Raw genomic sequence first — 12,982 nt, 5'->3', positions numbered from 1 at the left:
TGTTGATTCGAATAGTGTTTTCTATAGACTTGAATACATAGGCTATGTAAAATATCTTGTATAATCAATACAGAGGATAGAATCTCTGAGAATAATCACCCTCAAAAAGGAGAATAATATGGATTATACGCGTTTATACAATATGTCATTTGCATCTGTTTATGATCTTTACCTAAAGAAAATTGAACGGAAAGAACGTACCAAAGAGGAATTGGATGCGGTATTGAGTTGGCTTACTGGTTTTTCAGATGAACAGTTTCAGACATTGATGACGGAAAAACACACGTTAAAAGAATTTTTTGAAGTGGCCGAGATTCATCCTTTAGCTGGATTAATCAAAGGAAAAATTTGTGGTGTGCAAATTGAAGAAATTCAAGATCCATTGATGAAAAAAATTCGTTACATGGATAAGTTGGTTGATGAATTAGCTAAGGGAAAAAAGATAGAAAAAATTTTGCGCACGAAATAAAGATGCCTCGAGTAGGACATATTTAATTTTTTGCTAAGAGACTGAATAAATAGCGAGACTAGTTGCTACGACAAACAGCCAAAAAATCCAAAAGTTTGAGAACTGCTTCTGGATTTTTTTGGCCTTTTTTTATCTTATAGGCTTGGTTAATTGATGGACTAGTTCACCTGTTGCTTCGATGCCGTTTTCTTTCAGCGATGCGACGATAGTCGATCCGACGACTGCACCGTCACAGCAGGTGAGGAAGGGACGGACGTGTTCAGGAGTGGAGATACCAAAGCCGGCAAGTAGGGTATAGGGCTTTCTTTAGTGACTTGCCGTAAATGTTCGTCTAGGGAGTTTTTATAAGATTGTCCAGTTCCTGTCGTCCCGTTTACGGTCACGGCATAGACGAATCCTTCTGCATCTTTGGTTAACTGATGGATGCGTGAGAGCGGACTGGTTAACGAAATAAGTGGAATCAACGCTATCTTACTCGTTTCTAAGAGAGGCAAGATCATTTGGCGATGTTCGCAGGGTAAGTCAGGGATGATGAATCCTTGGACATCGGTCGTTGCAAGATTGGCTACCAATTGTTCTAATTCGTAACGAAAGAAGGAATTGGTGTAGCCCATGAGAATCAACGGCACAGGTGAATGAATTTCTTGTAGGGCGTGCACAATTTTTTTCAAGGTGGTTCCTTGTTATCTAGCTGCTATGCCGGCTAACTGAATCACTGGGCCATCTGCAACAGGATCAGAAAAAGGTACACCGATTTCAATGGCAGTGGCACCGTTTGCTACGAGCAGGTGAGCTATTGGTGACATCGATGGACAAAGATGGTACCAAGTCGGGCTATGATTGTGCATTGTATCAGGCAATTTGTGCGGCTGTATCTGTGCCAGTCATCGCTTCTGGTGGTGCGGGGAACGAAGCAGATATTGTCGAAGTATTCCAAACAACACCTGTCACGGCAGCTCTCGCCGCGAGTATTTTTCATTATGGAGAATTAAGCATTGCCCAGACCAAACAAACATTAGCCAAAGCGGGTATTCCCGTGCGCTTATAAAGGAGTGAATGGATGAAGAGCAGTGAATTAGCATTTTCAAAGCAACATGGCTTACTACCAGTGATTGTCACCGATGTTGAGACGAAAGAAGTATTGATATTGGCCTATATGAATGAAGAAAGCCTAGAGCGAACACTGGCTTCGGGTCAAAGGTGGTATTGGTCGCGTAGTCGCCAAGAACTATGGCATAAAGGTGCAACGAGTGGACATTTCCAATATTTGCAAGAAATGAAAGTAGACTGTGATGCAGACACCTTATTAGCGAGTGTCAAACAAATTGGTGCCGCTTGTCATACAGGGGCACACAGTTGTTTTTATCGAACAGTGACAGCGAAAAGGGGAGAGACAGATGACTGTAATTGAAGAAGTATACCAAGAAATTTTGGCTCGTAAACAAGCACCGAAAGAAGGCTCATACACTTCTTATTTATTTGAAAAAGGTGACGATAAGATTCTAAAAAAAGTAGGTGAAGAGGCTATAGAAGTCGTCATCGCTGCTAAAAATGAGCAAGCGGAATTAATCAGTGAGACGAGTGATTTACTGTATCATCTATTGGTCTTATTAGTGGGAAAAGACGTGAGCTTGGAGGCAATCGAGCAAGAGATGGCCGGAAGAATCGGCAAAAAAAGTCGTATCCATGATCGCAAAACAGTTGAAGATTATTAATGACTCAAGCATACTAAAAGAGAAAGGGTGATTGTGATGAAAGTATTATTGAACGGGAAAATAATTGATCGAAAAGACGCGAAAGTCGATATCGAAGACCGTGGTTATCAATTCGGTGATGGAATCTACGAAGCAATCCGCGTCTATCAAGGACAGCTCTTTACATTTCAAGAGCATATGCAAAGACTTTATCGAAGCGCCGAAAAAATTGATTTAACAATTCCGTATACGCAAGAGATGTTTAAAGCTTGGTTTACGGAATTGATTGCAAAAAATCAATTGGAGACTGGGATGATTTACTTTCAAGTGTCTCGTGGGGTGCAAGCGCCACGCAATCATATCTATCAAGAATCTTTGACGCCAGCCATTATGGCAACTACGATGGCTGCACCACGTGATTTATCTGAACACCGCAAAGGGATTAAGACGATTACAGTCCCTGATACACGCTGGCTCCATTGCGACATCAAAAGTCTGAACTTACTCGGCAATCTAATGGCGACCAATCAAGCTGCAAAAGCAGGAGCGAAAGAAGCTATCTTCTACCGCTCGCCTGATACCGTGACTGAGTGCTCTCATTCAAATGTGTCCATCATCAAAGAAGGCGTCTTGATTACCCATCCTGCTAATGAATATATTTTAAATGGCATTACACGCCAAGTCATATTGTCATTGGCTAAGCAACTGAGTATCCCTTTTGAAGAACGGCCCTTTACCTTGGCAGAGTTAAAAGCAGCGGATGAAGTATTTATTTCGAGTATCTCGGCCGAAGTCACCGCCGTGGGTCAAGTCGATGACGTGACAATCGGAAATGGAAAAATTGGTCCAGTTTCTGAAAAAATCCTAACGGCCTTCACAAATGAAATTGAAAAAAATTGTGGAATCACGCTGCGATCAACAGCAAAATAAAATTTTCAATTAAAAATAGTTATTCCCAATTAAACGAGGATAACTATTTTTCTTTCTATAACTCGGATAAATTATTTATAGCCATTCTAATATATTGCCGAAGAAAACAAATATTTTGAGAGAAAGATTAAAATCATTTAAAAATAAAATGAAAAAAAGAGTTGACTTTGGTAGAAAGAAACTATAAACTGACAACAACTTACAAATTGACAGATAATTCAAACGTTAAAAAAGAATCCAGTTAGGAGCAGGGGCTATGAATAAGTATCCAAAAATTGAATCAGTCATTATCTTATTAATTAGCACCAGGGCTTAGAATGTTTTTCAGGTTTTTTACTGAGACAGTTCGAGTCCTATTCGCTTTTGATGGGATTCTGACTGACAGCATCCCACATGATTTTGTGGGATGCTTTTTTTGTTAAGTGAGGAAAGGAAGAGAGAGACATGCGAAGTGATCAAATAAAAAAAGGAATTGAAGCAGCACCTGCAAGAAGTTTACTATACGCAACCGGACACGTAAAAAGCGCACGAGATATGCAAAAACCATTTATAGCCATCTGTAACTCTTATATTGATATTGTGCCAGGACATGTGCATTTGCGAGAATTAGCCGATGTCGCAAAAGAAGCGATTCGTGAAGCAGGAGGGATTCCTTTTGAATTTAATACCATTGGCGTAGACGATGGGATTGCGATGGGACATATCGGCATGCGCTATTCATTACCAAGTCGTGAATTGATTGCCGATTCAGCGGAGACAGTCATCAATGCTCACTGGTTTGACGGTGTCTTTTATATTCCAAACTGTGACAAAATTACCCCAGGAATGTTATTAGCAGCGATGCGGACCAATGTACCAGCTATCTTTTGTTCAGGCGGTCCGATGAAAGCTGGGGTTGATCCACGGGGACATACAGCGACACTATCGACGATGTTTGAAGCAGTCGGTGCCTTTAAAGATGGTCAAATGACGGAAGAAGAATTTAAAGCTTTAGAACAAAATGCTTGTCCGACATGTGGCTCATGCGCTGGTATGTTTACGGCGAACTCCATGAATTGCCTAATGGAAATATTAGGTATGGCCTTACCGGGTAATGGGACGGTGCTTGCTGTCTCGGATGAACGTCGTGATCTTGTTCGTCAATCAGCGTTCCATTTAATGGACCTAGTGAAAAAACAAATTAAGCCACGGGACATTGTAACCAAAGAAGCCATTGATGATGCGTTTGCGTTAGATATGGCGATGGGTGGTTCGACAAATACGGTCTTACATACGTTAGCCATTGCCAATGAAGCTCAAATTGATTACCGCTTAGAAGACATCAACGAGATTGCTAAGCGTGTACCTTACTTATCAAAAATTGCACCATCATCACAATATTCGATGCATGATGTGCATGAAGCAGGTGGGGTATCGGCGATTATCAATGAGCTAGTCTCTATTGACGGCTGCATCCACCCAGATCGCATGACCGTATCAGGTAAAACGATTCGAGAAAATGTCGCTGAAGCAACCATTAAAAATCCTGAAGTTATTCATCCAAAAGAAAATCCATATAGTCCAGTCGGTGGGTTATCAATCTTATACGGCAACATCGCACCAAAAGGAAGTGTCATCAAAGTCGGTGGTGTCGATCCTTCAATCAAGGTCTTCAAAGGAAAAGCCATCTGCTTTGGCTCACATGATGAAGCCGTTGCGGCAATTGATAATAATACCGTCCAAAAAGGACATGTGGTGGTCATTCGCTATGAAGGACCAAAAGGTGGTCCAGGTATGCCGGAAATGCTCGCACCGACTTCAAGTATTGTCGGTCGCGGCTTAGGGAAAGATGTCGCATTAATTACAGATGGTCGTTTCTCAGGTGCCACACGAGGAATTGCTATCGGTCACATTTCGCCAGAAGCAGCTGCAGGTGGACCAATTGCTGCAATCAAAGATGGTGATGAAATAACGATTGACTTAGTGAACCGTACATTAAATGTCGCGTTATCTGATGAAGAAATCACTGAACGCATGGATCAAGTACCAAAATTCAAAGCAAAAGTAAAATCAGGTTGGCTCGCACGCTATACTGCGCTGGTGACATCTGCTCATACAGGTGGTGTGATGCAGCTACCTGAGGACTTAATTGATTAAGGAGGCCAATTATGGATCAGCAAAATCAGATGAAATCTGGTGCTCAGATACTTTTAGATAGCTTAAAAGCGGAAGGAACAGAATACATTTTTGGCTATCCTGGTGGTGCAGTCTTGCCACTGTATGATGCACTCTATTCTTACGAAGGAGTCAAACACATTTTGACTCGTCACGAGCAAGGGGCGACTCATGCGGCGGAAGGATATGCCAAAGTAACTGGCAAGCCCGGTGTCGTCTTAGTCACCAGTGGACCGGGTGCGACGAATGCAATTACCGGCATTGCTGATGCGATGAGTGATTCAGTGCCCATGGTCGTCATTACCGGTCAAGTAGCAACACCAGGAATCGGCAAAGATGCCTTTCAAGAAGCGGATATTACTGGTATTACCATGCCTATTACAAAGTACAATTATCAAGTACGCGCGGTAGAAGACTTGCCGCGAATCGTCAAAGAAGCCTTTCATTTAGCAACAACCGGACGTAAAGGACCAGTCGTGATTGATTTGCCAAAAGATATGAGTATTGCTCGGACGGTACCTGAAGCTGCAAAAAAAGTCCACTTGCCAAATTATCAACCTACGACACAGCCAAATCAATTGCAACTGAAAAAAGTGATGGAAGCACTAAAAGTAGCAGAAAAACCATTGGTACTTGTCGGGGCTGGAGTGATTCATGCCCAAGCTGCAAAAGAGTTACAAACCTTTGTTGAACGGTATCAGCTACCGACGTTAGCGACCTTGCTCGGTTTAGGTGTCATGCCGACAGAACACCCACTTTTCTTAGGGATGGGAGGCATGCATGGCTCCTTTGCTGCCAATATGGCGTTAACCGATTGTGATTTACTAATAAACTTTGGTTCACGCTTTGATGATCGTCTCGCCAGTTCACCAAAAGAATTTGTGCCAAATGCCAAGGTTGTACATGTGGATATTGATCCAGCCGAAATTGGAAAAGTCATTGAGACAACTATTCCAATTGTTGCCGATATTAAGCAGACCTTACAGGCGCTATTAGCGATGGACGATGAAATCGAACCTCGTCAGGATTGGCTGAAATTAAATGCATTGCGCAAACAGCGTCATCCATTTAACTTTGATCGGACACAAACAGAAGAAATCAAGCCACAACGGGTGATTGAAAAAATCGGTGAATTAACAAACGGCGAAGCAATCGTCGTGACCGATGTAGGCCAACACCAAATGTGGGCAGCGCAGTTTTATCCTTTCCACTATGATCATCAACTCGTTACGAGCGGTGGTCTAGGCACGATGGGGTATGGGATTCCGGCTGCGGTCGGTGCTAAAATTGGTCAGCCAGACAAAGAAGTCGTACTGTTCGTTGGTGATGGTGGCTTCCAAATGACCAATCAAGAGCTAGCTATTTTAAATCAATACAACCTACCAATTAAAGTCGTATTGCTAAACAATCAATCGCTAGGAATGGTTCGCCAGTGGCAAGAGAGCTTTTTTGAGGGAAGAAGATCGGAGTCAACCTTTGATGAACAACCGGATTTTGTGCAATTGGCACAAGCCTACCGCATCAAAGGAGTACGACTAACTGACCCTGCGACTTTTGAAGAAGAGTTGACCGAAGCCTTTCATTATCAAGGTCCGATGGTCATCGAGGTTCTCGTATCACCGACAGAGCACGTCTTGCCGATGGTACCTGCCGGAAAAGCCAATCATCAAATGCTGGGGGTGGACTAAATGAGACGAATCGTAACAGCAACAGTCAACAATACAAGTGGTGTTTTGAATCGCTTTAGTGGTGTCCTTAGTCGCCGACAAGTCAACATTGAAAGCATCTCAGTCGGTCATACCGAACAGAATCATACTTCTCGGATTACCATCGTGATACAAGTGGATCATTTAGCGGAAGCAGAGCAAGTCACCAAGCAGCTGAACAAGCTGATTGATGTTATCAAAGTTTCGGATATTACAGATGAGAGTCATGTTGAAAGAGAGCTTGCACTGGTCAAAGTGAATGCTCCCGCAGCAGTCAGAGCGGAGATATTCTCGATGATTGAGCCGTTTCGGGCCAATGTCATCGACGTAAGCTCAAAGACAATCGTGATACAAGTCGTTGGCACCAGCGAAAAAATTCAAGCGTTTGTCGAAGTTGTCGCGCCATATGGCATCAAACAACTCGCACGCACAGGCGCCACTGGGTTTACAAGAGGTCACTAAGCATAGCTGCTTTTTGAATAAATAAGAGGGAAAAAATAAGGAGGAACACAAAATGGCAAAAGTTTATTATGATGACTCAGTAGCAAGCGACAAACTAGAAGGGAAAACAATCGCAATTGTCGGTTATGGCTCACAAGGACACGCGCATGCACAAAACTTACGAGACAATGGACACCAAGTGGTTATTGGAATTCGTCCAGGGAAATCTGCGGATTCAGCTAAAGAAGACGGATTTGACGTCTATGAAGTAGCCGAAGCAACCAAACGAGCAGATGTCGTGATGATTTTAGCACCAGATGAAATTCAAGGTGACCTTTACGAAAATGAAATCGCACCAAACTTAGAAGCGGGCAACGCACTAGCTTTTGCGCATGGCTTTAATATCCATTTTAGTGTTATCACTCCTCCTGCTGATGTAGATGTCTTTTTAGTGGCACCTAAAGGACCAGGACACTTAGTACGTCGGACATTCGTTCAAGGCTTTGCTGTGCCAGCATTATTTGGTGTTTACCAAGATGCTACTGGCGATGCAACTGAACTAGCTCTTGCCTATGCAAAAGGAATTGGCGCAACACGAGTTGGTGTATTGGAAACAACCTTTAAAGAGGAAACAGAAACTGATTTATTCGGTGAACAAGCAGTCCTATGTGGTGGCTTAACAAGTATGATTGAAGCAGGATTTGAAACATTAGTAGAAGCTGGCTACCAACCTGAATTAGCATACTTTGAAGTTTGTCATGAAATGAAACTAATCGTTGACTTGATTTATGAAGGTGGCTTTGGCCAAATGCGTCACTCAATCTCAAACACTGCAGAATATGGTGATTATGTATCTGGACCACGTGTCATCACAGAACAAACAAAAGCCAATATGAAAGCTGTCTTAACTGATATCCAAAATGGAAACTTTGCCAAAGGATTTGTGGAAGACAATAAAAATGGTTTCAAAAACTTCTACGCAATGCGTGAGAAAAATGCGGGTCATCCAATCGAAGCTGTCGGCAATGAATTGCGTAAAATGATGCCATTCGTTAAACAAAAAAACTAATCACAAGGGAGTGGAACAAGTGAGTACAGCTCAGGCTAAAGGGGAAGATGCGTTAGTGACGCGAACAGCGATTGAAGAGGCCTACGAAACGATTCGAGATTCAGTGACCCATACACCACTACAATTTGATCGCTACCTATCTGAAAAATATGATTGCCAAGTTTATTTAAAACGAGAAGATTTGCAAAAAGTACGCTCGTTCAAATTAAGAGGTGCCTATTACGCAATTAAAAATCGGCCATTTCGTGAAGTGGCACGGGGCGTTGTCTGTGCAAGTGCAGGCAACCATGCACAAGGTGTGGCGTATACATGTCAAGAGATGAAAATTCCAGGTGTGATTTTTATGCCCACACCAACGCCTAATCAAAAAATTTCTCAGGTTCAATTTTTCGGTGGAGATCACATTGAGGTTCGCTTAATTGGTGATACATTTGATGAGGCGGCTGCCGCTGCCAAGGAATATGCTACGGCTCAGCAATTGCCATTTATTGATCCGTTCAATCACCCAGATATTATAGCCGGCCAAGGGACTCTTGCTGTCGAAATGATGCAAGACGCGGCCAAGCAACAGCTGGAAATCGACTATGTATTCGCTGCAGTAGGTGGTGGCGGCTTAATTAGTGGAATCGCCACTTATGTCAAAGCGACCTCACCAACGACGAAAATCATAGGTGTCGAACCGGCTGGCGCGCAATCAATGCGACGCGCGTTAGACGAAGGCCACCCCGTCCACTTGCCGACCATTGATAAGTTTGTCGATGGTGCAGCAGTACAAGAAGTTGGGACACTCACTTTTAGCCACACTCAGGCTTATGTCGATCACATGGATGCTGTAGATGAAGGACAGGTCTGTACGACAATTCTAGAATTATATAGCAAGCAAGCGATCGTCGCCGAACCTGCAGGCGCATTGACAGTAGCAGTCTTAGATCAACTAAAAGAAGAAATCAAAGGAAAAACCATTGTTTGTGTCATTAGTGGTGGGAATAATGATATTAGTCGGATGGAAGAAATCGATGAGCGTTCATTAATTTATCAAGGGTTAAAACATTACTTCTTAGTAAATTTCCCTCAACGACCAGGCGCATTACGTGAGTTTGTAACAGATATTTTGGGACCAGAGGATGATATTACTCGTTTTGAGTACACAAAAAAAGTCAATCGAGGGACAGGACCGGTTGTCATTGGTATTCAATTAAAACAGCGAGAAGCAATTCATCCGCTCAGACAAAATATTGCTCGCTTTGATCCAAATTTTATTGATCTAAGCGAAAATCAATCCTTATATACCTTATTGGTTTAAAAAAGAGGCTGTGACAAAAGCGTCTTCGGTCGATCCGTTCAAAATTTTTGAGTAATCGCCGAGAAATTCGCTTTTGACACAACCTCTTTTTGCACTTTCCATGACAACAGAAAAAAACTGTTACAATAAAAGAAAAGGGTGAACGAGAGGGGTCAGGATGTGAAGAACTATCATCATTATTATTTACCAATTCAAACGCATTATTTACTTGATGCGTATGGTAATCAACGTCGCGTGCGGATATTGTTACCGAAAGATTATGAAAAGCATGCGCAAAAACACTACCCTGTCGTCTATATGCATGACGGTCAAAATGTCTTTTATAGCAAAGAGGCATACTCGGGTCATTCGTGGAAATTGATTCCTTTATTGAAACAGACGGCCGAGTTCCCTGATATGCTGATTGTCGCAATTGATAATGCCGGCGAGGCGCGCTTTGATGAGTATACCCCGTGGCCTTTATCTGTGGAAAACCAGGCGTTAATCGGTTTTAGTGGAGGTGCAGGACAAGTCTATAGCGAGTGGGTAGCGACAGTCGTCAAGCCTTACATTGATACGCACTACCGGACCAAGCCAGACCGCGAGTATACGCTTTGTGCGGGGAGCTCACTGGGCGGGTTAATTGTGGCGTATATGGGCTCGGCCTATCCTGAGGTATTCGGCTCTTTAGGGATTTTTTCGCTCGCCTCATGGGTTTCAGAGGAAGCCTTTTTAGACTTCGTGAGCAAACATCCCTTACAGAAAGACACCAAAGTTTACATCCAAGTAGGGACCGATGAAGGCAACGAGGTCGACCAAGCATTGTTAAACAAAAATAGCAATCAAGCGTATATCGATAGCTCACTCTGGTACTATCAGACACTATTACGAGGTGGGCACGAGATGGATCATCTCTGGCTGAGAATTCTAGCGGATGAACAACATTTTGAAAAGTATTGGGCCGATCATTTTGGCGAATTTTTAGCATTTTCTTTTGCTGAGAAATGATGAATAAAGACTAGCAAGTTGTGTGACAACGCGCTAGTCTTTTTTTAGATAATTCCTTGATTGGCTAGTGCTGTCAGAAAATAAGGTAACTGCTTTTGCCACCAAGGCCAATCATGGGCTACATCCGGCCCCCAATAGTCAAACCAACCAGAAATGCCTTTCTCTTGAAAGACGTGTTCTAGCTTATTTGTGTCCGCGATATGAGGACCTTCCCAAGCTCCTTGACCGACTGCAACGATGCCGGTATTGATCTAGATACCAAGCATCATGCGTGTGCGGCAAATAGTCTAGTGGTGATTGATAATGGACGGCTAAATCATCACCAAATTCACCCGTGAAAAAACGCGCATCATAGACACCACTCATCGCAATGCTCAAATCAAAGATATCTGGATGACGTAAGGCAAAGTTGATCGCATGAAACGCCCCCATACTACAGCCAGTCGCAGCAATTTTGCCGTACCATTGGCTGTCGTACGCGATGTAAGGGATGAGTTCATGCAAAATATACGCTTCGTAACGAGCATGTGCTTCGACTTTTTCATGGCCGGATAACCCTAAGTTCAGCCATGAGTCATTATCATAAGAATCTGCGGTATAAAATTGTAACAAGCTACGGTCGATAAAAGACTGACACGCATCAATCATGCCAAAATCAGCAAATTCATACGAACTACCGCCAGAGGAAGGAAAGACGAGGATGGGTTTTCCCGCATAGCCATATTTTTGAAACTTCATTTCTCTGTTAAGTGATTGACTATAAAAAGATGTGTCATTGGTCATAATGCATCTCCTTCGTTTGAGTAGTTTAAATGAAACGAGCTATTCGGCTTTTTTACGGATGAGCTGAATGGTATTGAACAAGTCGTCAATCTCTGGGTAGCGAATCAAGTAGCCTTCATCCCCTAAAATAGCAGAGAAAATCCCTGGAATCGTCTGGATTGAGATTAAGGCGGATCCTAGTGTTTGACACAACTCGTCAGCTGATACGGCATAGTGGTGCTTGTCGTATTTGCGCGAGACATAGCCACAATTATAGAGACGGCGAATCGGTGCTTCGAATTGATCTTTGGTCACAATGGCTGCATATTCTTTAAAGATGTCAAAGTCATTGACATAGTTAAACATATCGATTGTGGGTCCACCAGGTGGGCGCATATTCACCTCTAAGGGGATGAGGGCACCGTCTGGATACGTGCGGAAAAACTCAAAGTGAAAGAAACGCTCGTAAATACCAAAACCAGCGACAATCTTCGTCCCCATCTCAATCAAATCAGCCGGAATTTCCCGAGGTAAAAAGAAATACATTTCTTCATCATGTTCCACAGTTTCTAAAACAGCCGCGTTATACGTCAAGGAAGAATAAAAGACAATCTCACCTTCTTGGTTGGTTAAGCCATCAAAGGTCACCATCTCGCCTGGAATAAATTCTTCCATAATATAGGTCGATTCTTGTGCATGATTTGCTAAAAAGTGTGTTAAAGCAGCTTCATCATCAAGCTTAAATGTGTCACCAGCCCCCACGCCGTTATCGGGTTTGACTATGACTGGATAGTGAAGATCATTTGCTAAGGAGAGGGCATCTTCAGCGTCGCTAAACACCCGGCCGTTTGCGACAGGAAGGCCGATGTTGCGAAAGACAGACTTCATTTTTGACTTATGTGTCACAATAGCTACGTCTTCTGGGCGATAGCCTTGGACATTAAAGTCTTGGCGAAGTTTGGCATCAAGGGCTAACCAGTGCTCATTATGGGATTCGATGCGATCGATTTTGCCGTATTTAAAAGCAAAGAAGGCTACAGCTTTATAGACTTGTTCATAGTCTTCCATATTATCGACACGGTAATACTCTGTTAAGTTTTGACGAAGTTCCTCAGGTAAGCTCTCATAGGCCACGTCAGCGATGCCTAATGTATGCATACCAGCTTCTTTTAAACGAGCAGAAAAAGGCAGGAAATTCGTCGGGAAATGAGGAGAAATCAAAACAAAATTTTTCATGGTGTCACCTTACTTTCTAGCGTGAATGAGAAGTAGAAACATCATTACGCAATCATTTCTTATTTTATAATCGAATTTTAATGAAAATGCAAGTTTGACCCTTGAATGTAAATGGAAATTGATTGTATAAAATGGTTATTTTTTATTATTTTTATACAAAATTAAAAGTTAGGATTATTCAACCTAAAACCAAAAATACTTAGTTTTTAAGGACTTATTTTGAGTTTCATA

The 12,982-nt window shown here is 42.5% G+C and carries 11 protein-coding genes and 3 pseudogenes; 11 read left to right on the top strand and 3 right to left on the bottom strand.

The genetic code is table 11. The features are described 5' to 3' along the window. The first annotated feature begins 118 nt into the window (after positions 1–118). Positions 119–469, top strand: coding sequence for a DUF2200 domain-containing protein (locus HMPREF9088_RS09400; RefSeq protein WP_007208995.1), 351 nt, complete (start codon positions 119–121; stop codon positions 467–469). 129 nt (positions 470–598) lie between these two features. Here the strand turns inward: HMPREF9088_RS09400 and trpA are convergent. Beyond that, positions 599–1,275: pseudogene (gene trpA / locus HMPREF9088_RS09395) on the bottom strand (tryptophan synthase subunit alpha). Between trpA and HMPREF9088_RS09390 the strand changes: the two are divergent. From HMPREF9088_RS09390 to HMPREF9088_RS09345, 10 genes and pseudogenes are all read left to right on the top strand, one after another. After that, positions 1,248–1,517: pseudogene (locus tag HMPREF9088_RS09390) on the top strand (HisA/HisF-related TIM barrel protein); the annotation flags it as partial. The pseudogenes trpA and HMPREF9088_RS09390 overlap by 28 nt on opposite strands. Before the next feature lie 12 nt (positions 1,518–1,529). Beyond that, positions 1,530–1,880: a phosphoribosyl-AMP cyclohydrolase gene (hisI, locus tag HMPREF9088_RS09385; protein WP_007208991.1), complete on the top strand. Its 351-nt coding sequence runs from the start codon at positions 1,530–1,532 to the stop codon at positions 1,878–1,880. Continuing rightward, positions 1,867–2,184, top strand: a complete 318-nt coding sequence (hisE, locus tag HMPREF9088_RS09380) for a phosphoribosyl-ATP diphosphatase (protein WP_007208990.1) — start codon at positions 1,867–1,869, stop codon at positions 2,182–2,184. The genes hisI and hisE overlap by 14 nt, the downstream gene beginning before the upstream one ends. A 36-nt stretch (positions 2,185–2,220) precedes the next feature. Continuing rightward, positions 2,221–3,093 carry a D-amino-acid transaminase gene (gene dat / locus HMPREF9088_RS09375; protein ID WP_007208989.1) on the top strand — a complete coding sequence of 291 codons (873 nt, stop codon included), beginning with the start codon at positions 2,221–2,223 and terminating at the stop codon, positions 3,091–3,093. Positions 3,094–3,537: 444 nt separating this feature from the next. Beyond that, a complete protein-coding gene (gene ilvD / locus HMPREF9088_RS09370; protein WP_007208988.1) occupies positions 3,538–5,229 on the top strand; it encodes a dihydroxy-acid dehydratase in 1,692 nt (563 codons plus the stop codon). An 11-nt stretch (positions 5,230–5,240) separates the two neighbouring features. Beyond that, positions 5,241–6,935 carry a biosynthetic-type acetolactate synthase large subunit gene (gene ilvB / locus HMPREF9088_RS09365; protein ID WP_007208987.1) on the top strand — a complete coding sequence of 565 codons (1,695 nt, stop codon included), beginning with the start codon at positions 5,241–5,243 and terminating at the stop codon, positions 6,933–6,935. Beyond that, positions 6,936–7,415, top strand: a complete 480-nt coding sequence (gene ilvN, locus HMPREF9088_RS09360; protein ID WP_007208986.1) for an acetolactate synthase small subunit — start codon at positions 6,936–6,938, stop codon at positions 7,413–7,415. It begins immediately after the preceding gene. Between the two features lie 52 nt (positions 7,416–7,467). Then, on the top strand, positions 7,468–8,463 hold the full coding sequence (gene ilvC / locus HMPREF9088_RS09355) for a ketol-acid reductoisomerase (protein ID WP_007208985.1): 996 nt from the start codon (positions 7,468–7,470) through the stop codon (positions 8,461–8,463). A 10-nt stretch (positions 8,464–8,473) separates the two neighbouring features. Beyond that, positions 8,474–9,766: a threonine ammonia-lyase IlvA gene (gene ilvA / locus HMPREF9088_RS09350; RefSeq protein WP_007208984.1), complete on the top strand. Its 1,293-nt coding sequence runs from the start codon at positions 8,474–8,476 to the stop codon at positions 9,764–9,766. 159 nt (positions 9,767–9,925) lie between these two features. After that, positions 9,926–10,753 carry an alpha/beta hydrolase gene (locus tag HMPREF9088_RS09345; RefSeq protein ID WP_040366960.1) on the top strand — a complete coding sequence of 276 codons (828 nt, stop codon included), beginning with the start codon at positions 9,926–9,928 and terminating at the stop codon, positions 10,751–10,753. Positions 10,754–10,797: 44 nt separating this feature from the next. Here HMPREF9088_RS09345 and HMPREF9088_RS09340 read toward each other — a convergent pair. After that, a pseudogene (locus HMPREF9088_RS09340) lies at positions 10,798–11,536 on the bottom strand (esterase family protein). A 39-nt stretch (positions 11,537–11,575) separates the two neighbouring features. Further along, a complete protein-coding gene (locus HMPREF9088_RS09335) occupies positions 11,576–12,751 on the bottom strand; it encodes an ATP-grasp domain-containing protein (protein WP_007208981.1) in 1,176 nt (391 codons plus the stop codon). Positions 12,752–12,982 lie beyond the last annotated feature (231 nt).

It is taken from the genome of Enterococcus italicus DSM 15952, from assembly GCF_000185365.1.
Lineage (GTDB): Bacteria > Bacillota > Bacilli > Lactobacillales > Enterococcaceae > Enterococcus_G > Enterococcus_G italicus.
Note: the sequence above shows the minus strand (reverse complement) of the source record. Positions and strands in the feature narration are given on the sequence as shown.

Excerpts from the sequence above, each read along its gene's own strand:
- hisE (WP_007208990.1), top strand. The coding sequence starts at position 1,867 with ATGACTGTAATTGAAGAAGTATACCAAGAAATTTTGGCTCGTAAACAA.
- ilvN (WP_007208986.1), top strand. The coding sequence starts at position 6,936 with ATGAGACGAATCGTAACAGCAACAGTCAACAATACAAGTGGTGTTTTG.
- HMPREF9088_RS09335 (WP_007208981.1), bottom strand. The coding sequence starts at position 12,751 with ATGAAAAATTTTGTTTTGATTTCTCCTCATTTCCCGACGAATTTCCTG.
- hisI (WP_007208991.1), top strand. The coding sequence starts at position 1,530 with ATGAAGAGCAGTGAATTAGCATTTTCAAAGCAACATGGCTTACTACCA.
- dat (WP_007208989.1), top strand. The coding sequence starts at position 2,221 with ATGAAAGTATTATTGAACGGGAAAATAATTGATCGAAAAGACGCGAAA.
- HMPREF9088_RS09400 (WP_007208995.1), top strand. The coding sequence starts at position 119 with ATGGATTATACGCGTTTATACAATATGTCATTTGCATCTGTTTATGAT.
- ilvC (WP_007208985.1), top strand. The coding sequence starts at position 7,468 with ATGGCAAAAGTTTATTATGATGACTCAGTAGCAAGCGACAAACTAGAA.
- ilvB (WP_007208987.1), top strand. The coding sequence starts at position 5,241 with ATGGATCAGCAAAATCAGATGAAATCTGGTGCTCAGATACTTTTAGAT.
- ilvD (WP_007208988.1), top strand. The coding sequence starts at position 3,538 with ATGCGAAGTGATCAAATAAAAAAAGGAATTGAAGCAGCACCTGCAAGA.